We start from the raw sequence: 18,954 nt of genomic DNA on the forward strand, positions 1-18,954 counted from the left end.
AGAGGGCAGACCGAATGCGCGATTTCGACACCGGGGCCGGGACGCCGGTACCGGCCGCCGCTCCGGCTTACGTGCGCCGTCCGGAAGGGCCGGCGGGGTTCGATTACCTGATCGTCGGGGCGGGCTTCGCCGGCAGCGTGCTGGCCGAACGGCTGGCGGCGGGGCTGGGCAAGCGGGTGCTTCTGATCGACCGGCGCCCGCACATCGGCGGCAACGCCTACGACCACCACAACGACGACGGCCTGCTGATTCACCGCTACGGCCCGCACATCTTCCACACCAACGCCCAGCAGGTCGTGGACTACCTGTCGCGTTTCACCAAGTGGCGGCCCTACGAGCACCGGGTTCTGGCGCGGGTGGACGAACAGCTGGTCCCCATCCCGATCAACCGGACGACCGTCAATCGCCTCTATGGTCTCGACCTGGACGAGGCGGGCGTGGCCGCCTTCCTGAAGGCGCGCGCCGAACCGGTGGCGGAGATCCGCACGTCGGAAGACGTGGTGGTGGGTGCCGTGGGGCGGGAGCTGTACGAGAAGTTCTTCCGCGGCTACACGCGCAAGCAATGGGGTCTCGACCCGTCGGATCTCGACAAGTCGGTGACCTCCCGCGTGCCGACGCGCACCAACGACGACGACCGCTATTTCGGCGACAGCTTCCAGAACATGCCGCTGCACGGCTACACGCGCATGTTCGAGAACATGCTGGACCATCCCAACATTACAATCATGCTGAACGCCGACTACCGCGACGTCGCGCGCGAGGTGCAACACCGCAACCTGATCTTCAGCGGCCCAGTGGACGAGTATTTCGATTACCGCTTCGGCAAGCTGCCCTACCGCTCCCTGAAGTTCCAGCACGAGACGGTGGACCGGGAATGGTTCCAGCCCGTGGGCGTGGTGAACTACCCCGGCGAGGACGTGCCCTACACCCGCATCACCGAATACAAGCACCTGACCGGGCAGACCCACGCCAAGACCAGCCTGACCTACGAGTTCCCCTCGGCCGAGGGCGATCCCTACTACCCCGTGCCGAAGCCGGAGAACGCGGAACTCTACCGGAAATACCAGGCGCTCGCCGACGCCACGCCGAACGTTCAATTCGTCGGGCGGCTGGCGACCTATCGTTACTACAACATGGACCAGGTCGTGGGGCAGGCGCTGGCGCTCTACACCCGCATCGCCAGGGGCGAGGGCGCCACGACCGAGGCGGCGCGCGGCATGTCCGGCATCGGCGCCGGGGCCGGCGCCCCGGCCCGGACGACGGCCGCCCCGGAGGCGTGAACGTCGCTTTGAAACCTGTCCCCGGTCCGGCGTGTTGACGAGAAAACCGTTGCTCTGACCGGGGCAGGAGGAGAAGCGATGAAAGCGTTCGGAATCGCCGTCATTTTCGCCGTCGTGCTGGCCATTGGCGCCAGCGTGGTGCTGCAAGGGGGCTTCAGCCGCATGGCGGAGAACGCCTTCGCCACCCCCAGCGCGCGGATCGGCAAGGAAAACACCGTCGAATACCGCGACTTCATGGGTCCGCCGAACGAGGAGCGGCTGGCGGAAAAGCCCAAAAACGGCTAGAAAATTCACCACAGAGGCACGGAGACACAGAGTTTGTTTTCTCTGTGTCTCCGTGCCTCTGTGGTTGTTTTGTTTCTCCGCTGCGTCACTCCACCGCTTTACTCCGCCGCGCGGTGGTGGACCGGACGACCGTCGTTGGCGCGCATGGCAAGGATCTGCTCCTCGTACCAGCGGCTGTGGTGCTCCTTGGCCCAGTTCTCGTCGACCACGCCGCGGCCCATGGCGTCGAAGGCGCCTTCCATCCCGATCGTGCCGATGTAGATGTGCGCGATGATCACCGCGATCATCAGCGATGCGATCAGGCCGTGCAGCACGTGCAGGATCTGCATGCCGCCGATTCCGGTGACCGAGAAGGGCAGCATCAGCAGCACGCCGCTGACCGCCAGGGCGAAGCCGCCGAACACGACCGCCCAGAAGATCAGCTTCTGCCCGGCGTTGAAGCGCCCGGCCTCCGGATGCTCGCCGGCCTTGTTCAGGACGCCGCCCAGGGTCCGCAGCCAGACGAGGTCGGCCTTTTCCGGCAGGTTGTCGCGAATCCAGATGACGAAGATCAGGATCAGCCCCAGCGTGAAGGGGATGGCGAAGAAGTTGTGCAGGAAGGTGCTGGCGTAGGCCGTGCTGGTGAAGGCCTCATGCCCGATCAACGGGATCAGCAACGGCCGCCCGAAGGTGATGATCAGGCCGGTGATCGCCATGATCAGGAAGCTGACCGCCGTCGTCCAGTGGGCGAACCGGTCGAACCCGCCGAAGCGCGGCACCCAGCGGCCGGACCGCCCCTTGGAGATGCGGATGGTGCCGCGGAACAGGTAGAACAGCGTCAGCGCCGCCAGCATGCCCAGCGCCAGCGTGCCGGCGACGACCCGCAGCCAGTAGGACCGGAACTCGCGCCACTCCCGCCCCTCCGGCTGGACGAGCACGGACAGCTTCTCGTCGGGGATGCTGACCGTGCCGACCAGCTTTTCCTGCGGCTGGTAGAGCGGGACCTGCTCCTTGGTGGCCGGCGGGTTGACCGGATTCTGGTACAGCTGCGCCCGGACCGCGGGCGCGGCCAGCACCAGCACCGCCAGGACGAGCAGGTGGATCAGAAGGTGGCGGTGGTGCCTCGTCATGTCGCGTCCTTCCCTGTTCTTTGAGCCCTTCTCCCCCGTGTGGGAGAAGGGTTGGGACGAGGGGGCGGCCGTAGGCCGGAAAAGCCCTGCAAAGAGGCTGCGTTGACGCCCTGCGGGCGCCCCCTCACCCTAACCCTCTCCCCGGAGGGGAGAGGGGATTTGAGGTCAGCTGCCCTTGGTGCCCGATGCGCCGGGGCCGAAGGCGCGGCCTTTATCGGCGTTGCCGTAGGCCGTCGACCAGCCGTAGGCGCCGGAGCCGTAGCCGCGGCGGAGTGAGCGTTCCTGGTAGATGTCGGCCAGGACGTCGCCGTCGCCGGCCATCAGCGCGCGGGTGGAGCACATCTCGGCGCACAGCGGCAGCTTGCCCTCGGCCAGCCGGTTGGAGCCGTATTTCTGGTATTCCTCCGGCGAGTTGTCGACCTCCGGGCCGCCGGTGCAGAAGGTGCATTTGTCCATCTTGCCGCGGCTGCCGAAATTGGTGGTCTGCGGGTACTGCGGCGCGCCGAAGGGGCAGGCGTAGAAGCAGTAGCCGCAGCCGATGCACAGGTCCTTGTTGTGCAGCACCACCCCGTCCGCCGTCTGGTAGAAGCAATCCACCGGGCAGACGCCGGCGCAGGGCGGGTCGTTGCAGTGCATGCAGGCCATGGAGATGGACCGCTCGCCGGGCACGCCGTCCTTCAGCGTGATCAACCGGCGCCGGTTCATGCCCCAGGGGATCTCGTGTTCGTTCTTGCAGGCGGTGACGCAGGCGTTGCACTCGATGCAGCGTTCCGCGTCGCACAGGAACTTCATGCGGGCCATGGTCTGTCCTTCTCCTCCCGTCCGCTTACGCCGGCCATCCGCTCACGCTGGTTCAACGCGGCACAGCGTCACCTTGGTTTCCTGCATGAAGGTCACAGGGTCGTAGCCGTAGGTCGTCACGCTGTTGGCGGCCTCGCCCAGGACAATGGGGTCCGTGCCCGGCGGGTAGTTCCCGCGCAAACTTTCTCCCTGCCAGTAGCCGGAGAAATGGAAGGGCATGAAGACGGTGCCGACGCCGATCCGTTCGGTGACCTGGGCCATGACCTTCGCCTTGGCGTCGTTCTCCGGCCCGTAGACCCAGACCATCGCGCCGTTGCGGATGCCCAGCCGTTCGGCGTCCTTCGGGTTGATCTCCGCAAACATGGTCTGTTGCAACTCGGCCAGCCACGGGTTGGACCGTGTCTCCTCGCCGCCGCCCTCATACTCGACCAGACGGCCGGAGGTGAGGATGAAGGGGAAGCGCTGGCGCAGGTCGCTCTCGGCGATCTTGGACTGGAGCGAACGGGCGAGTTGCGGCAGGCGGAAGTCGCGCCGGTCCGGAATGGCCGGGTACTCCTTCACCAGCTCCGGCCGCGGGGAATAGATCGGCTCGCGGTGCACCGGAACCGGGTCGGGCAGGTTCCAGGCCACGCAGCGCGCCTTGGCGTTGCCGTGCGGCACGCAGCCGTGCTTCATCGCCACGCGAATGATGCCCATGGACAGGTCCGTCTGCCAGCTCACCTCGTCCGGCTTGTCGCCGCCGATGGCCTGGATGACGCGCGCCTCTTCCGGCGTCAGGTCCTTGTCCCAGCCCAGCTTCTTCAGCATGGCCATGGTGAATTCCGGATAGCCGTCCTGGATCTCCGACCCCTGGGAATAGGAACCGTCGGCCAGCAGGCTGACGCCGTTGCGCTCCACGCCGAAGCGGGCGCGGAACACGCCGCCGCCGTCCATCACATGCTTGGACGTGTCGTAAAGGATGCCGCAGCCCGGATGCCGCAGCTCCGGATGGCCCCAACTGGGCCAGGGCAGGCCGTAATAGTCGCCTTTGCAGGGACCATCGGACGCCCGCATGGTGATCTTGTCGAAGTCGGCCTGCTGCTTCATGTGCATTTTCAGCCGCTCCGGCGACTGGCCGGTGTAGCCGGTGGAGATGCAGCTGCGGTTGATCTCCCGCAGGATGTCCTCCGGCACGGGGCGTGTGTTCTCGACCGAGATGTGCTTGAACATCTCGTCGGCGAAGCCGAACTTCTTCGCCATCAGGTACATGATGGTGTAGTCGTCCTTCGATTCGAAGATCGGCTCCACCACCTTCTCGCCCCACTGGAGGGAGCGGTTGGAGCAGGTGCGCGACCCGTCGGTCTCAAACGACGTGCAGGCCGGCAGCAGGTAGGTGCCGTTGCGCCGCTGCTTGAAGGAGGCGAAGGTCGTCGGGTGCGGGTCGGCGACGACCAGCAGCGACAGCTTCTCCAGCCCCTTCAGCATCTCCGGCATGCGGGTGACGGTGTTGCCGCCGTGGCCCATGACGAACATCGCCTTCAGCGGGGAGGGCTGCTCGATGTCCTCCGGCTTGTAGGTGACGGCGTCGAACCAGCGGGTGGTCGGGATGCCTTTGGCCTCCATCAGCTCCTTGGAGGTGAAACGGGCCTTCATCCAGTCGTAGTCCACGTCCCAGGCGCGGCAGAAATGCTTCCATGCCCCCTCGGCCAGCCCGTAGTAGGAGGGAAGGGTGGAGACGTCGAGCCCAAGGTCCGTGGCGCCCTGCACGTTGCAGTGGCCGCGGTAAATGTTGGCCCCGCCGCCGGCCACGCCGATGTTGCCGAGCGCCAGCTGGAGGATCGACAGCGCGCGCACGTTGGCCGTGCCGGTCGTCTTCTGCGTGATGCCCATGCACCAGATCACCGTGGAGGGCCGGTTCTTGGAGATCAGCTCCGCCACCCGCTTGACCTGCTCGCCGGGCACGCCGGTGACGCGTTCCACCGTCGCGGGGTCCCACTTCTTCACTTCGGCACGGACCTCGTCCATGCCGTAGACGCGTTGGCGGATGAACTCCTTGTCCTCCCAGCCGTTCTCGAAGATGTGCCACAGGATGCCCCAGGTCATGGGGATGTCCGTGCCCGGGCGGATGCGGACGTATTCGGTTGCGTGGGCGGCGGTGCGGGTGAAGCGCGGGTCGATGACGATGTAGGGGGCGCGGTTGCGCTCCTTTCCGCGCAGCGCGTGCGGCATGGAGACGGGGTGCGCCTCCGCCGGGTTGCCGCCGATGAACAGCAGCGCCTTGGCGTTCTGGATGTCGTTGTAGCTGTTGGTCATGGCGCCGTAGCCCCAGGTGTTCGCCACGCCGGCGACCGTGGTGCTGTGGCAGATGCGCGCCTGGTGATCGACGTTGTTGGTCCCCCAGAAGGCCGCCAGCTTGCGGAACAGGTAGGACGCCTCGTTGGTGAACTTGGCCGACCCCAGCCAAAAGACGGCGTCCGGCCCCGACTGCTTGCGGATGTCCAGAAGCTGGTTGCCGATCTCCTCGACCGCCTGATCCCAGGAGATGCGCTGCCACTGCCCGTCCACCAGCTTCAGCGGGTATTTCAGCCGCCGCTCGCCCTTGGTCAGTTCGCGCACCGACGCACCCTTGGCGCAGTGGGCGCCCTGGCTGATCGGGCTTTCCCAGCCCGGCTCCTGCCCGGTCCAGACGCCGTTCTGCACCTCCGCAATCACCGTGCAGCCGACGGAGCAGTGGGTGCAGACGTTCTTGCGGGTGACGACCTCCACATTGGGGACCATCGGCCCGGCCTCCGCCTTGCGGATCATGGTGGCCGGCAGCGCGCTCAGCGCTGCCATGCCGCCCGCCGCAAGGCCGGAGCTTTTGAGGAAGCCGCGGCGGTCCACGGTCGCGCCGAGACCGGCCGCCAGTCCGGACGCGAGGCTGCGGGCGAGCGAACCGCGGGCGGGCTTTCCGGTGGAGCGCTTGACGAGCATGGCGGGACCCTCGTTTGGAACAGGCGGCGTTTGGAACAGGCGGTTACTAAAGGCGATTCAGGGCGTAGAAGCGCTCGACGTGGGCGTTGTCCTGGTAGCGGGACTTCAGCTGGTCCTGCCGGGACTCCGTCGCCGCCTCGGCCGGGGCGGTCGTGTTCGCGAGCGTGGCCGCGGCCACGCCCGCCGCGCCGATGCCCAGCCCTTTCAGCAGGTTGCGGCGTTCGATTCCGGGCTTTTCCGTTTTGCTCGTGTTGGGTTTTGGGGTGTCGTCACGGCGCATGGCTGGTGCCCTCCCGCTCGTCAAGTGCGCCGGCCGCGTGCGCAAGCATCGCGAAGGCGTCGGCTTCAATGTCCAGGAACAGACGGCCGATCGTCCCGACCGGCCGGTAGAGGTTCGCCGCCTCCGCGGTCTCCAGGTCGGCGAAGAAGCGGCCGGCCCAAGGGGCGAGATGGCGGTCGAAGAAGCGTTTCTGCCGGTGCAGGTCCGGCGGCCCGAGGGAACCGTCGATCAGCGCCGCCATCATCTCCGCGATGGAGGCGATGTGGTCTTCCGGCTCCACTACATCTGCGGCGCGCTCGATGCCCAGCGCCTGCATGTCCTCGCGCAGGCGGGCCAGCGGGCGATCGTTCAGGAATCCGGTGCGGTAGTAGGAGGCGAAGGGGACCAGTTCTCCCCGCGTCACGCCGACGAGCAGGTCGAAATACTCGCGGCCGGCCTGCTGTTCGTCGATGGACGCGGCGCGCGTGGCGAGGTCGCCGATGGCGCGGCCGAACGAAGTGCCGTCCCCGGACAACCCGGCGACGGTGTTGAGAAGCGCGCGCGACGGCGGGCGCGCCAAAAGCTGCGCCAGCAGGGTGTAGACCTGCGCGCGCAGTCGGTCCGCGTCATCCACGTCGTCCATAGGACCGTGTTCGGCGTGTTCCGCCATGCCGTCTCCCCGCATCGCACCGCCTTTTGCGGCCGGTTGGCCCCGGCTCATGTCTCGTCAACAGAAGGCGGAGACGATTGTTGCGCAGCCCGGCTTGCGCTGGGCGTTGGTGGTACGTCGGAAAGGGACTCTCTCCCTCTCCCCCCTGGGGAGAGGGCCGGGGTGAGGGGGGTCCCGACTGTTTGGTTCGTCCGGCAAACGCGCAACCCCCTCACCCCTACCCTCTCCCCGGAGGGGAGAGGGAGACTCGTCCTCCTTGGGCTCGTCCTTGCCCAGGATGTTGTCGACCATGTCCAGGATGCGGTCGGTGGGCAGCAGCGCGCCGTAGCCGGGGGCGTTGCAGTCCCAGTCATATTCGGCGAAGCCGCGGAAATTCGCGATGACCGGGTCGCTGACCCAGGCCTTGCGCAGGGCCTGGAGCCGAAGCGCCTGTGGCACCTCCGGGGCGAGGAAGGCGGTGTAGTCGCTGTCGGCGCCCAGGCTTTCCACCGGCGGAAGGCTGGCCGGGTCGAAGACCGGTTCGGCGCTGTCCGCGGGCGCGTCTTCGTCGGCTGGCTCCGCGACGTCTTCGGGATCCTCGGCGGGAAGAGGCGGCGGTGCCTCCTCGCGCGCTTCGCGCTTCCGGCGTGACCAGCGGGACAGGAAGCCTTCGGACTCATCCATGCTCTTGGCCATGCTCATGGCGACGGTCGTCCTTCTGGCAGGTAACGGGGACTCGGCGGGCCATCGCCTCGGGGTCGGGGCGGTCGCGCTGCCGCTTGTAGAAGGGGCGCTCGACGAGATGCCCAGTGACGAAGTCCTGCATCCAGGCCGCGATGTCCGGGGGCAGGGGCACCGCCTCGATCAGGTCGTCGCCCGCGTCGGAATGGGCGTCCACCTCTCCGGGATCGACCGTGGCGGCGAGAAGCCGCAGCCCCGGTTCCTCCGAACAGCGCCGCAGGATGACGTAGAGCGACGGGCGCGATCCGGCGAGGTTGTCGCGGTAGTTCTCGGCCTCCGTCGGATGGAGGGCGACCTCCGCCGCCCCGGCGTAGAACTCGGTCCGCTCCGGCCCCTGCCGCAGCACGCTCCACGGCGCGCGGTCGGGCAGGGCCGGAAGCAGGCCGATCACCCGCCAGCGCGCGTCCACCCAGGGGTTGTCGATGCGCTGGCGCTCCACGACGACGCCGATGGCGCGCTTTTCGGAACGGTCGGCCGTCATGACGCCCTCCGGTCGGGCGCGCGGTTTTGCCAAGCGCGCCGCACGGGCTCGAAGCCGTCGTTCTCCCACACGTCCATCCAGAACAGCGTGTGGTGCGCGAAGCTCTCCAGGAGTCGGGGCGCGTCCAGGTCGCCAAATCCTTCCTCACGCAGCGCGGTGCGGTCGGGGTGCAGGCCGGGGTCGGGGTCGTCGGGATCGCCCTGCACGTCGACGCGGACGCCGACCACAGCCCAGTCCGGCACGGCCTCCTCCGCGGCACCGGGGGGTGCGGCGAAGGCCACCTCGCCCACGGCGGCGCCGTTGACCAGGATCCGGCTGTTGAGGTCGAAGGCGATGGCGAGGTTCGGCGGCCCCAGCGCCTCCAGCGCGTCGGCCAGCGCGACCAGGGTCACGGCGGCGACGTGGCGCGTGTCGGCCAGCGGCCGGTCCGGGGCCAGCACCACCGCCGCCTCCAGCCGGTCGCGGCGCGGTGTCCAGAACAGCGTGCCCGGTTCGCCGCCAACAGCGGCCTCCGCGACGGCCGCGTCGAAGGGACCGCGGTCGGTGACGGGCTGCGGGTGGAAGACGGGCGGCAGGGTCGGTCTGTCAAACATGTGCATAATGATGGAAACGCTTCGCTGAGAGACTTGGTGCCCTGCGGTGTTGTGGGAAGGGAGAGCGTCGCCGTCGCCCTAAGGAGATCCCCAGTGCGTGCCATTCCTTCCATTGCGGCCGTCCTGATGGTCGCTGCCACCCTGTCCGTCGCCCCCTTCGGAGCTTTTGCGCAGGACGCGACCAAGGGGGCGCTCGCCAACGATCCCGCCGTCAAGCAGAGCCAGGAGCCGGAGCCCAACGCCCAGGGCGTCCGTACGCCGAAAGCCACCACCAGCGGCGAGACGCAGTCCTCGGAACTCCAGCAGGCGCTGTCCGCCGTGCGCGCCGCGCCGCCGGACCTCCAGGGCAACAAGATGCCCCGCCCGAACTGGCTGGCCAGCGAACCCGACCAGCCGAACGAGCCGACGCGCTCGCAGAACCCGTCGGACCTGAGCAGCCAGGAGGTGAAGTAGGCGCCTAAGTTCCTTCTCCCCGGAGGGGAGAGGGGATAAGCCTCACTCCGCAGGCGTCGGTTCCACACGGCCTTCCGGCCGGTGCTGGCTTGGCCGGATGCGTTCGGTCAGACGTTGGAAGGCGACGAACAGGACCGGCACGAAGATGATGCCGACCAGGGTCGCCGCGGTCATGCCGCTGAACACCGTGGTGCCGATGGACCGGCGGCTCGCCCCGCCGGCGCCGGAGGCGATCAGTAGGGGCACCGCCCCCAGGATGAAGGCCAGCGCCGTCATCAGCACGGCGCGGAAGCGCTGGCGGGCGCCCATCACGGCGGATTCGATGACCGGATGGCCGGCGGCGCGCTGCTCCCGCGCGAACTCGACGATCAGGATGGCGTTCTTGGCGGCAAGGCCGACCAGCAGGACCAGGCCGATCTGCGCGTAGATGTCGTTGGCGATGCGGGCGATGGTCAGGCCGATGCCGGCGCCCAGCACCGCGATGGCGACCGACAGCAGCACGGCCAGCGGGATCAGCCAGTTCTCGTACTGCGCCACTAGGAACAGGTAGCCGAACATCACCGCCAGCCCGAAGATGACGATGGTCTGGTTGCCGATGCGGCTTTCCTGGTAGGACAGGCCGGTCCATTCCGTGGCGTAGCCGGCGGGCAGGGTGCGGCCCGCCACCTCCTGCATCGCCGCCAGCGCCTGGCCGGAGCTGCCGCCGGGTGCGGCGTTGCCGTTGACCGAGGCGGAGAGGAACTGGTTGTAACGGATCAGGCTGTCCGGGGCGAGCGTGGTGCGGACGCTGACGATGCTGCGCAGCGGCACCATCTCCCCCGACGCGCTGCGGACGTAGAGCTGGTCGATGGCCGCCACCTCGTCCCGGTACTCCGCGGCGTCCTGCACCTGCACCTGGAAGACGCGGCCGTACAGGTTGAAGTCGTTGACGTAGCGGGACCCCAGGTGCGCCTGCAAGGTCGTGAAGACGTCACCGGGGGAGACGCCGAGCAGCGCCGCCTTGGTGCGGTCCAGGTCCACGAACAGGTGCGGCACGTCGGGGCTGAAGGTGCTGAAGACCGCCGACAGTTGCGGCTCCTGGTTGGCGGCGACCAGCAGGCCGCGCAGAACCGCGCCCAGCTGCTGCGGCGTCTGCCCGCCCAGCGCCTGCACGCGCAGGTCGAAGCCGCCGGTGCTGCCCAAGCCGGGGATGGAGGGCGGGTTGAAGGCGGCGATGGTCGCCTGCGGCACGGCCGCGAATTGTGGCCTCAGCCGGCCAAGGATCGCGTCCACCGACTGGCCGGCCGGCCGCTCGCTCCAGGGCTTCAGCACGACGATCTGCAAGCCGACGTTGGACGCGGCCCCGCTGAGGATGCTGTAGCCGGCGATGGTGATGACGTGGGCGACACCCGGCGTCGCACGCAGCCGGTCGGACACGTCGCCCATCACCGTCTCCGTCCGGCCGAGCGAGGCGGCGCTCGGCAGCTGGACGTTGACGAAGAAGTATCCCTGGTCCTCCGACGGCAGGAAGGCGGTGGGCAAGGACCGCAGCAGCAGGAAGGCGCCGGCGGTCAGCAGGGCGAAGACGGCGAGCCCGACCACCAGCTTGCGCGACAACCAGCCGACGAGACTGCCGTAACGGTCACGCACCCGGTCCAGCCCCGTGTTGAAGGCGGCCAGCGGGCGCCAGGGTCGGCCCGGCGGGCGCAGCAGCAGGCCGCACAGCGCCGGCGTCAGGGTCAGCGACACCATGCCGGAGATCAGGAAGGACGCGGTGATGGTCACGGCGAACTGCCGGTACAGCTGCCCGGTGATGCCCGGCAGGAAGGCCACCGGCAGGAACACCGCCGCCAGCACCAGGGTGGAGGCGACGATGGCGCCGGTCACCTGCTCCATGGCGAGGCGGCTGGCGGATGGGGCGGGCTGGTCCGGATGCTCCTCCATCACGCGGCGGACGTTCTCCACCACCACGATGGCGTCGTCCACCACCAGGCCGATGGCCAGCACCAGCGCGAACAGCGTGATGGTGTTGGCGCTGTAGCCGAGCGCCAGCAGCACGGCGAAGACGCCAATGATCGACACGGGGATCGCCAGAGTCGGGATCATCGTCGCCCGCCAGTCCTGCAGGAAGACGTAGATGACCACCACGACCAGCAGGAATGTGATGCCCAGCGTCAGCACGATCTCCTCGATGGTCGCGCTGACGAAGCTGGTGGTGTCGAAGACGACCGCGTATTCCAGCCCCTGTGGGAAGCGGCCGGACAGCCGATCCAGCTCCGCCCGCACGGCCTTGGCGACGTCCAGTGCGTTGGCGTCCGGCGACTGGTAGACGACCAGGGTCGCCGCCGGGTTGCCGTCCAGCTTGGCGGTGGAGCTGTAGCTCTGCGCCCCCAGTTCCACCCGCCCGATGTCGCCCAGCCGCACGATGCCGCCGTTCGCGTTGGTGCGGACGATGATGTTCGCGAACTGCTTGGGGTCGTCCAGCCGGCCGCGGGCCAGGATGGTCAGCTGCTGCTGTTGCCCGTCGGGCACCGGCGGCGCGCCGATCTGCCCGGCCGAGGCCTGGAGGTTCTGGTTCTGGATCGCGGTGACCACGTCCGTCGCGGCGATGCCCAGCGCGGCCATGCGGTTCGGGTCCATCCAGACGCGCATGGCGTAGGTCAGGGCGCCCATCACCTGCGCGTCGCCGACGCCGGGCACGCGCGCGATGGCGTCGCGCAGGTTGATGCTGGCGTAGTTGGAGATGAAGATCGGGTCGAACTGGCCGCCGGTTGAATAGACGTTCACCGCCATCAGCATGTTGGACGACTGTTTGCGCACCGTCACGCCCTGGCGCGACACCTCCACCGGCAGGGTCGGCGTGGCCAGCGACATGCGGTTCTGCACGTTGATCTGGGCAAGGTCCGGGTCGGTGCCCGGCGCGAAGGTGACCGACAGGGTGTAGGTGCCGGTGTCGGTGCTGGTGGAGGACATGTAGAGCATGCCCTCCACGCCGTTCACCTGCGCCTCGATCGGGGCGGCGACGCTGTCGGCGACGACCTGCGCGTTGGCGCCGGGGTAGGTGGCGGAGACCTGCACGGACGGCGGCGTGATCGGCGGGAACTGCGCGACGGGGATGAACAGGATCGCCAGCGCGCCCGCGATGGTCACCACCAGCGCGATGACGATGGCAAGGTTCGGGCGCCGGATGAACAGGCCGGAGAACATGGAGGCTTATCCCTTCGGCTGTTCGGCGGCCTGAGTCGTCGGATTTTGCGTTGCGGGCTCCGGCTGCACGGTCATGCCCGGGCGGACCTTCTGCACGCCGCCCACCACGATGGTCTCCCCGGCCTGGAGCCCCTTGGGCACGGCGATCTGCTGGTCGAGCTGCGGCCCGGGCTCGATGGGCCGCCGCTGCACCCGGTTCTGCTGGTCGAGCACCAGGACGTAGCTGCCCTGCTGGTCCTGCTGGATGGCGGCGACGGGCACCACGGGCTGCCGTTCGGTCTCGGCCGGGCGGATCAGCACCGTCACATACTGGCCCGGCAGCAGCAGCGCCTTCGGATTGGCGAAGTCGGCGTAGACCGGGATGGTGCTGGTCTGCGGGTCGATGCGGTTGCTGGCGAAAGAGACCTTGCCCTTCTGCTCATACTCCGACCCGTCGGCCAATCGCAGGGCGGGCACGAACTTGTCGACGGCCTGGGCGGGGGACAGGTCGGGGAAGGCACGCTGCGTCTTCAGCAGGTCGCGGTCGCTGACCGAGAAGACCACCCAGATGGGGTCGAGCTGCACGACGGTGGCGAGCGACCCGCTGGACGGGTTGACGAGGTCGCCCGCGGTCACCGCGGTGGCGCCGATGCGCCCGTCGATGGGCGAGGTGACGCGGGTGTAGCCGAGGTTCAGCTCCGCCTGCCGCAACTTGGCCTGGGCCTGCATGATGTCGGCCTCCGCCGTTTCCTGCGCGGCCCTGGCCTGATCGACGTCCGCCTGGGAGATGTTGCCGCGGGTCCGCAGCTCCTCCGCGCGCTGGAAGGCGCGCTGCGCCTCGCGCTGGGAGGCCTGGGCGCGGGCGAGGTCGGCCTTGGCGCTGTCCACCGCCGCCTGGTAGGGAGCCTGCTCGATGACGTAGAGCAGGGTGTCCTTGGTGACGTTCTGCCCTTCCTGGAAGGCCACCTGCTCGATGAAGCCCTCCACGCGGGCGCGGGCGTCGAAGTCCTGGATCGCCTGGACGCGGCCGATGAACTCGCTCGTCGGGGTGACCTCCCGCTCGCGCACCACCTCGGTCATCACCGTGGGCGGCGGCGCATTGGGTGGCTGTTGGGCACCGGCGGCCACTGGAAAAAAATTGGCCGGAAGGAGAACGGAGAAAAGGCACGTCGCCGCGAGGCGATGACGAAGGCGATGCATCGAAGGGGTTCCCGGACAGCCGTGCCCACTTGAACAGCGCGGCGTCCGGTTGGGTTCAACGATGCTGATCGAATGAGGGATGGGCAAAAGACAAACCCGCCGCTCCCCTTTCGAGGTGCGGCGGGCCTGGACAGTTTCTGCTTAGTGCGAGACCGCCTGGGCGGCGCCGAGGCCGGTTTCGGAGCGGATGTGCTGATACTCGTAGGCCTTCGCCTCCGCCGCGGCGCGCGGGCTGCGGTCGGTGACGGAGAACAGCCAGGTCGAGGTGAAGGCGATCACCATGGAGAACAGGGCCGGGTGCTCGTAGGGGAAGATCGGCTGCGGGAAGCCGAAGACGCTGACCCACACGGTCGGGCCCAGCACCACGAAGGACACGCAGCTGACCAGCCCGGCGAAGCCGCCGATGAAGGCGCCGCGCGTCGTCAGGCCCTTCCAGAAGATCGACAGGATCAGAACCGGGAAGTTCACCGAGGAGGCGAGGCCGAAGGCCAAGCCGACCATGAAGGCGATGTTCTGGTTCTCGAACGCAAGGCCCAGCGTGATGGCGATCACGCCCAGCGCCAGCGTGGCGAAGCGGGACACCCGCATCTCCGACGCCTCGGTCGCGTTGCCCTTCTTAATGACGCGGGCGTAGAGGTCGTGGCTGACCGCCGACGCGCCGGCCAGGGTCAGGCCCGACACCACCGCCAGGATGGTGGCGAAGGCGACCGCCGAGATGAAGCCCAGGAAGATGTTGCCGCCGATGGCCTTGGACAGGTGGATGGCCGCCATGTTGCCGCCGCCCAGGATCTTGCCGGCCTTGTCCAGGAATTCCGGGTTGGAGCCGACGATCACGATGGCCAGCAGGCCGATGGTCACCGTCAGGATGAAGAAATAGCCGATGAAGCCGGTGGCGTAGACGACCGACTTGCGCGCTTCCCTGGCGTCCGGAACGGTGAAGAAGCGCATCAGGATGTGCGGCAGTCCGGCCGGTCCGCACATCAGTGCGAGGCTGAGCGAGATGGCGGCGACCGGGTCGGCCATGGCGGCGCTGGGGCGCAGGATGGCGACGCCCGACTTGTGCGCGGCGACGGCCTTCTGCAGCAGCAGTTCCGGGTTGAAGCCGAACTGAGCCAGCGCCAGACCGACCAGCACGGTGCAGCCGCCCAGCAGCATCACCGCCTTGATGATCTGCACCCAGGTCGTGGCCAGCATGCCGCCGAAGGTGACGTAGAGGATCATCAGCACGCCGACCAGCACCACCGCGTAGGCGTAGTCCAGCCCGAACAGCAGCTGGATCAGCTTGCCCGCGCCCACCATCTGGGCGATCAGGTAGAAGCAGACGACGGTCAGCGACCCGACGGCAGCCAGCGAGCGGATGGGCGTCTGGCCCAGCCGGTAGGAGGCGACGTCGGCGAAGGTGAAGCGGCCCAGGTTGCGCAGCCGCTCCGCCACCAGGAACAGCATCAGCGGCCAGCCGACCAGGAAGCCGACCGTGTAGATCACGCCGTCGAAGCCCTTGGCGAAGACCATGCCGGACAGGCCGAGGAAGGCCGCCGCCGACATGTAGTCGCCGGCGATGGCCAGCCCGTTCTGGAAGCCGCTGATGCCGCCGCCGGCGGTGTAGAAGTCCGACGCCGACCGGGTCCGCTTGGACGCCCAGTAGGTGATGCCCAGCGTGCCGGCGACGAAGGTCAGGAACATGACGATGGCCGTCACGTTCACCGGCTGCTGCTCCACGGCGCCGTCGATGGCGCCGGCCGCGAAGGCCGCCGGGGCGAATAGGGCCGCGAGCAGGGCGGGGACGCCGCGCATGATCAGGCGAGAGATCATCGGCTGACCTCCTCGATCAGGTCGCGGTTCATGGCGTCGTAGCGCCCGTTGGCGCGCAGCACGTACACGCCGGTCATCAGGGAGCAGAAGATCGTGATGACGATGCCCGCGGTCAGGCCGACCGAAAAGGTCATACCCTCCGCGATCGGGCGCCCCAGCAGGTCGGGGGCCAGGGCGGAGGCCAGGACGAAGGTGTAATAGACGGCCAGGACGATCAGGGCGAGCCTCCAGCTGAAGCGCGCGCGGCTTTTCGTCATCTCGGCGAACTTGGGGTGGGTCAGCACCCGTTCGTAGAGTTCATCGGGCATGGTCGTTTCGCTTCTTGCAGTGCCTTGGTATTGCGCAATGCAGCAATACCCCCGGTGCATATCAGCAAAAAGCGAAATTAAATGAGCCGTTCGGTGCGTCGCGCGGATTATCCGTGCACGCAACGTCGATCTTTAACCGAAATCCGGTTAAGGATTAGCCGGATTCCGGTTCGCTCAGAGACAAACGCTTGATTTTATTGCGACAACTGGTCGCGGGCCGCTCGGCGTTCCCTCAGGGTGTGGTGCGCTCGGCGATTCCGCCGCGCAGGCGCACGCGGATCATGCCGCTGCCGGTGGGGTCGGAGCGGTCCGGCTTCACCATGGCCTCCAACAGCTTCTCGTCGCTGGACCAATAGGGCACGTACCACAGCCGGTCGACGTCCATGACCAGCACGCGGCGGCTCTGGGGATCGTAGGCGCCGAGCGGCGCGATGTGTCCGACGGTGGCATCGCCCGTCAGCGTTCCCTGGTCGTAGGCCAAAAGGATGATGTCGCGGCTGCTGCGCTCGTTCTCGGTCAGGATCCGGCGCAGCTCCGCCAGCGTTTCCGGGGAGCTGTCCTTGGGCCGGAACACCTCCACCTCCGCGTCCATGCCGAAGGCGGCGACGGAGCGGCGAACGTAGGTTTCAAAATCAGCGAAGGACACGCCGTCGCCGTTCTCCCCGACGGCGGCCTTCCAGACGTCGTCGTCCACTTCGTTCAGCACGCGGTTCTGGGTGACCAGCCGCTCGGTGGAGGAGGTGGGCAGCCCGCGCAACGCGTTGATCATCATCGCCACGCTGGCGACGGAGCAGGCGCTGCCCGTCTGCTGCGGCACGTAGTAGGGCATCAGCGCCCAGAAGTCCGGCGCCTCCGCCCGGCGCAGATAGTCGCGGTCCTGGGTGATCGGCGCGGCGTCCGGTCCGAATTTCGGCTTGTTGTCCGACAGGGTCGCGTCCTGCGCACGCGCAGCTGGCGCGGGAAGGACGGCCGGAACGGCGAGGGCGGCGACGAGCGCGACCAGCGCGCCTCGCATCATGGGTCTCAGACGGTTCATCGCGGTCGGGTTCATGCGGTCGGGTTCGATGCGGGCTCGGCTCCGGTGCCTTACCCCGGCGGGGTGCCCCTCGATATGGTGCGCTGCGGCACGAGGGCCAAGCAATTCTGCACGATGGCGGCGCAGGCGCCTTGTGACGATGCGCGGTAGACCAACTGCCGGACCACGCCGCCGTCCAGCGTGAAGGTCGCCTCGCAGCGCCGGTCCACCACGTCGCCGGGAACCGGCGGGTAATAGTCCCATGGGTCGTAGTCCAGCGCGCGGTGCCGCCAACCCGGCGCCCCCCATGGATAGCCGATGGGCGGCGGCGGGGCGTAGTAGCTGACGGAACCCGCCTGGTAGGTCAGGAACTCCAGCGCGCCGCTGGCGGTCTCGCGCTGCGGGACGCCGGCGCAGGACATCAGCGTCCCCTTGGGCATGCCGACCAGCGCGCTTTGCGCTGCGAGCGCCTCGTCGGCGCCGGGATCGGCGCAAGCGGTGGTCAGGGCCAGCAGGGCCGACAGAGTCAAGGAAAGACGGATCAGGGAGCGGCAACGGAACACGGGCGGAACCTCCTTCCCTGGGGGATACCCCATAAGAACAGAGTCCGCCCGTGCTTTGATCCGTATTCCTTTAGCAGGACGCGGAAAAAGGCTTTGCCCGGCCGGGCGGTCGTGATTCCCTCCGGTCGTGGAGAAAGCGGCCGGCGAGGGGACGATGCGGGGTTCGGACGAACGCAGCGAGGGTCTGTTCAGCTACGTAAGTTGCGAGGCGCGGGTTCCGGCCACCCACCCGCTGCGAGCGATCCGGGCCATCGTGGATGAAGCGCTGGAGGTGATGTCGCCAGCCTTCGAGGGTCTGTACTCGAAGATCGGACGGCCTTCGATCCCGCCGGAGAAGCTGCTGCGTGCGCTGCTGCTCCAGGCCTTCTACTCGGTGCGTTCGGAACGCCAGTTGATGGAGCAGTTGGACTACAATCTGCTGTTCCGCTGGTTCGTCGGCCTGTCGATGGATGCCCCGGTGTGGGACGTGACGGTCTTCACCAAGAACCGTGAGCGTCTGCTGGCCGGCGATGTGGCGGCCAAGTTCCTGGCCACCGTGCTGGGCCAGCCGAAGGTCAAGGCGTTGTTGTCGGACGAGCACTTCTCGGTGGACGGCACGTTGATCGAAGCGTGGGCCTCGGTGAAGAGCTTCCGGCCCAAGGACGGCAGCGGCGAGCCGCCGGGCCCGGGGCGCAACGGTGAACGCGACTTCCATGGCGAGAAGCGGTCCAACGAAACGCACGCCTCGACCAGCGATCCCGAGGCGCGGCTGTACCGCAAGGGCCACGGGCAGCCGGCGAAACTGGCCTTCATGGGCCACGCGCTGATGGAGAACCGCCACGCCCTGGTGGTCGATGTCCGGCTCACCGCGGCCACCGGCTTGGCCGAACGCGAGGCGGCGGTCTCCATGGTCGAGGCCATTCCCGGGCGCCACCGCATCACGGTGGCCGCCGACAAGGCCTATGACACCAAGGATTTCGTGGCGAACCTGCGCGAGTTGGGCGCCGCCCCGCATGTCGCGCAGAACACCAGCAACCGCCGCTCGGCGATCGACGGCCGGACCACCCGTCACCCCGGCTACGCCGTCAGCCTTCGGATCCGCAAGCGGATCGAAGAGGTGTTCGGTTGGATCAAAGCGGCCGGGCTGCGCAAGACCCGTCACCGAGGCACGGCTCGCGTCGGCTGGATGTTCACCCTGACCGCTGCCGCCTACAACCTGATCCGCCTGCCCAAGCTGCTGGCTGCAGCGTAATCGTGCCCGGAGTCCGCCTGAACGGCGGCTCCGGGAGCCTCGGAGCGAGGAAAAACG

The 18,954-nt window shown here is 68.1% G+C and carries 18 protein-coding genes; 4 read left to right on the forward strand and 14 right to left on the reverse strand.

Annotation, left to right across the window (positions count from 1 at the left end; genetic code table 11):
* The first annotated feature begins 14 nt into the window (after positions 1-14).
* Positions 15-1,280: a UDP-galactopyranose mutase gene (gene glf, locus M2351_RS44035; protein ID WP_264662252.1), complete on the forward strand. Its 1,266-nt coding sequence runs from the start codon at positions 15-17 to the stop codon at positions 1,278-1,280.
* 78 nt (positions 1,281-1,358) lie between these two features.
* Positions 1,359-1,565: a hypothetical protein gene (locus M2351_RS44040; RefSeq protein ID WP_264662253.1), complete on the forward strand. Its 207-nt coding sequence runs from the start codon at positions 1,359-1,361 to the stop codon at positions 1,563-1,565.
* A gap of 98 nt (positions 1,566-1,663) precedes the next feature.
* Here M2351_RS44040 and M2351_RS44045 read toward each other — a convergent pair whose 3' ends face one another.
* The 8 genes from M2351_RS44045 to M2351_RS44080 all read right to left on the reverse strand — a co-directional run bounded on the left by M2351_RS44045 (position 1,664) and on the right by M2351_RS44080 (position 9,150).
* A complete protein-coding gene (locus tag M2351_RS44045) occupies positions 1,664-2,674 on the reverse strand; it encodes a formate dehydrogenase subunit gamma (RefSeq protein ID WP_264662254.1) in 1,011 nt (336 codons plus the stop codon).
* Between the two features lie 165 nt (positions 2,675-2,839).
* Positions 2,840-3,475 carry a formate dehydrogenase FDH3 subunit beta gene (fdh3B, locus tag M2351_RS44050; RefSeq protein ID WP_264662255.1) on the reverse strand — a complete coding sequence of 212 codons (636 nt, stop codon included), beginning with the start codon at positions 3,473-3,475 and terminating at the stop codon, positions 2,840-2,842.
* Positions 3,476-3,517: 42 nt separating this feature from the next.
* Positions 3,518-6,427, reverse strand: a complete 2,910-nt coding sequence (locus M2351_RS44055; RefSeq protein ID WP_264662256.1) for a formate dehydrogenase subunit alpha — start codon at positions 6,425-6,427, stop codon at positions 3,518-3,520.
* 46 nt (positions 6,428-6,473) lie between these two features.
* Entirely contained in the window at positions 6,474-6,707 is a 234-nt protein-coding gene (locus tag M2351_RS44060) for a twin-arginine translocation signal domain-containing protein (protein ID WP_264662257.1), read from the reverse strand.
* Entirely contained in the window at positions 6,697-7,356 is a 660-nt protein-coding gene (locus M2351_RS44065) for a TorD/DmsD family molecular chaperone (protein ID WP_264662258.1), read from the reverse strand. Before M2351_RS44065 ends, M2351_RS44060 begins: the two co-directional genes overlap by 11 nt.
* A gap of 57 nt (positions 7,357-7,413) precedes the next feature.
* Positions 7,414-8,037, reverse strand: a complete 624-nt coding sequence (locus M2351_RS44070) for a DUF3306 domain-containing protein (RefSeq protein ID WP_264662259.1) — start codon at positions 8,035-8,037, stop codon at positions 7,414-7,416.
* Positions 8,012-8,557, reverse strand: a complete 546-nt coding sequence (locus tag M2351_RS44075) for a DUF3305 domain-containing protein (RefSeq protein WP_264662260.1) — start codon at positions 8,555-8,557, stop codon at positions 8,012-8,014. Before M2351_RS44075 ends, M2351_RS44070 begins: the two co-directional genes overlap by 26 nt.
* Positions 8,554-9,150: a biotin/lipoate--protein ligase family protein gene (locus M2351_RS44080; protein ID WP_264662261.1), complete on the reverse strand. Its 597-nt coding sequence runs from the start codon at positions 9,148-9,150 to the stop codon at positions 8,554-8,556. The genes M2351_RS44075 and M2351_RS44080 overlap by 4 nt, the downstream gene beginning before the upstream one ends.
* 93 nt (positions 9,151-9,243) lie before the next feature.
* Here M2351_RS44080 and M2351_RS44085 point away from each other — a divergent pair, with 93 nt between their 5' ends.
* Positions 9,244-9,603 carry a hypothetical protein gene (locus M2351_RS44085; protein ID WP_264662262.1) on the forward strand — a complete coding sequence of 120 codons (360 nt, stop codon included), beginning with the start codon at positions 9,244-9,246 and terminating at the stop codon, positions 9,601-9,603.
* Positions 9,604-9,645: 42 nt separating this feature from the next.
* Here M2351_RS44085 and M2351_RS44090 read toward each other — a convergent pair whose 3' ends face one another.
* The 6 genes from M2351_RS44090 to M2351_RS44115 all read right to left on the reverse strand — a co-directional run bounded on the left by M2351_RS44090 (position 9,646) and on the right by M2351_RS44115 (position 17,666).
* Positions 9,646-12,789 carry an efflux RND transporter permease subunit gene (locus tag M2351_RS44090; RefSeq protein ID WP_264662263.1) on the reverse strand — a complete coding sequence of 1,048 codons (3,144 nt, stop codon included), beginning with the start codon at positions 12,787-12,789 and terminating at the stop codon, positions 9,646-9,648.
* Positions 12,790-12,795: 6 nt separating this feature from the next.
* Positions 12,796-13,848 carry an efflux RND transporter periplasmic adaptor subunit gene (locus tag M2351_RS44095; protein ID WP_264662264.1) on the reverse strand — a complete coding sequence of 351 codons (1,053 nt, stop codon included), beginning with the start codon at positions 13,846-13,848 and terminating at the stop codon, positions 12,796-12,798.
* Between the two features lie 261 nt (positions 13,849-14,109).
* Entirely contained in the window at positions 14,110-15,780 is a 1,671-nt protein-coding gene (locus M2351_RS44100) for a cation acetate symporter (RefSeq protein WP_406567506.1), read from the reverse strand.
* Positions 15,777-16,088 carry a DUF485 domain-containing protein gene (locus M2351_RS44105; protein ID WP_264662265.1) on the reverse strand — a complete coding sequence of 104 codons (312 nt, stop codon included), beginning with the start codon at positions 16,086-16,088 and terminating at the stop codon, positions 15,777-15,779. The genes M2351_RS44100 and M2351_RS44105 overlap by 4 nt, the downstream gene beginning before the upstream one ends.
* A 232-nt stretch (positions 16,089-16,320) precedes the next feature.
* Positions 16,321-17,106 (reverse strand): phytochelatin synthase family protein, encoded by a 786-nt coding sequence (locus M2351_RS44110; RefSeq protein WP_264662266.1) that lies wholly within the window; start codon positions 17,104-17,106, stop codon positions 16,321-16,323.
* A gap of 68 nt (positions 17,107-17,174) precedes the next feature.
* Positions 17,175-17,666 (reverse strand): hypothetical protein, encoded by a 492-nt coding sequence (locus tag M2351_RS44115; RefSeq protein ID WP_264662267.1) that lies wholly within the window; start codon positions 17,664-17,666, stop codon positions 17,175-17,177.
* A 154-nt stretch (positions 17,667-17,820) separates the two neighbouring features.
* Here M2351_RS44115 and M2351_RS44120 point away from each other — a divergent pair, with 154 nt between their 5' ends.
* Positions 17,821-18,897 carry an IS5 family transposase gene (locus M2351_RS44120; RefSeq protein ID WP_264656639.1) on the forward strand — a complete coding sequence of 359 codons (1,077 nt, stop codon included), beginning with the start codon at positions 17,821-17,823 and terminating at the stop codon, positions 18,895-18,897.
* Positions 18,898-18,954 lie beyond the last annotated feature (57 nt).

The organism is Azospirillum canadense (genome assembly GCF_025961225.1).
Lineage (GTDB): Bacteria > Pseudomonadota > Alphaproteobacteria > Azospirillales > Azospirillaceae > Azospirillum > Azospirillum canadense.

Coding starts and splice junctions, on each gene's coding strand:
- glf (WP_264662252.1), top strand. CDS start 15: ATGCGCGATTTCGACACCGGGGCCGGGACGCCGGTACCGGCCGCCGCT.
- M2351_RS44040 (WP_264662253.1), top strand. CDS start 1,359: ATGAAAGCGTTCGGAATCGCCGTCATTTTCGCCGTCGTGCTGGCCATT.
- M2351_RS44045 (WP_264662254.1), bottom strand. CDS start 2,674: ATGACGAGGCACCACCGCCACCTTCTGATCCACCTGCTCGTCCTGGCG.
- fdh3B (WP_264662255.1), bottom strand. CDS start 3,475: ATGGCCCGCATGAAGTTCCTGTGCGACGCGGAACGCTGCATCGAGTGC.
- M2351_RS44055 (WP_264662256.1), bottom strand. CDS start 6,427: ATGCTCGTCAAGCGCTCCACCGGAAAGCCCGCCCGCGGTTCGCTCGCC.
- M2351_RS44060 (WP_264662257.1), bottom strand. CDS start 6,707: ATGCGCCGTGACGACACCCCAAAACCCAACACGAGCAAAACGGAAAAG.
- M2351_RS44065 (WP_264662258.1), bottom strand. CDS start 7,356: ATGGCGGAACACGCCGAACACGGTCCTATGGACGACGTGGATGACGCG.
- M2351_RS44070 (WP_264662259.1), bottom strand. CDS start 8,037: ATGAGCATGGCCAAGAGCATGGATGAGTCCGAAGGCTTCCTGTCCCGC.
- M2351_RS44075 (WP_264662260.1), bottom strand. CDS start 8,557: ATGACGGCCGACCGTTCCGAAAAGCGCGCCATCGGCGTCGTCGTGGAG.
- M2351_RS44080 (WP_264662261.1), bottom strand. CDS start 9,150: ATGTTTGACAGACCGACCCTGCCGCCCGTCTTCCACCCGCAGCCCGTC.
- M2351_RS44090 (WP_264662263.1), bottom strand. CDS start 12,789: ATGTTCTCCGGCCTGTTCATCCGGCGCCCGAACCTTGCCATCGTCATC.
- M2351_RS44095 (WP_264662264.1), bottom strand. CDS start 13,848: ATGACCGAGGTGGTGCGCGAGCGGGAGGTCACCCCGACGAGCGAGTTC.
- M2351_RS44100 (WP_406567506.1), bottom strand. CDS start 15,780: ATGATCTCTCGCCTGATCATGCGCGGCGTCCCCGCCCTGCTCGCGGCC.
- M2351_RS44105 (WP_264662265.1), bottom strand. CDS start 16,088: ATGCCCGATGAACTCTACGAACGGGTGCTGACCCACCCCAAGTTCGCC.
- M2351_RS44110 (WP_264662266.1), bottom strand. CDS start 17,106: ATGATGCGAGGCGCGCTGGTCGCGCTCGTCGCCGCCCTCGCCGTTCCG.
- M2351_RS44120 (WP_264656639.1), top strand. CDS start 17,821: ATGCGGGGTTCGGACGAACGCAGCGAGGGTCTGTTCAGCTACGTAAGT.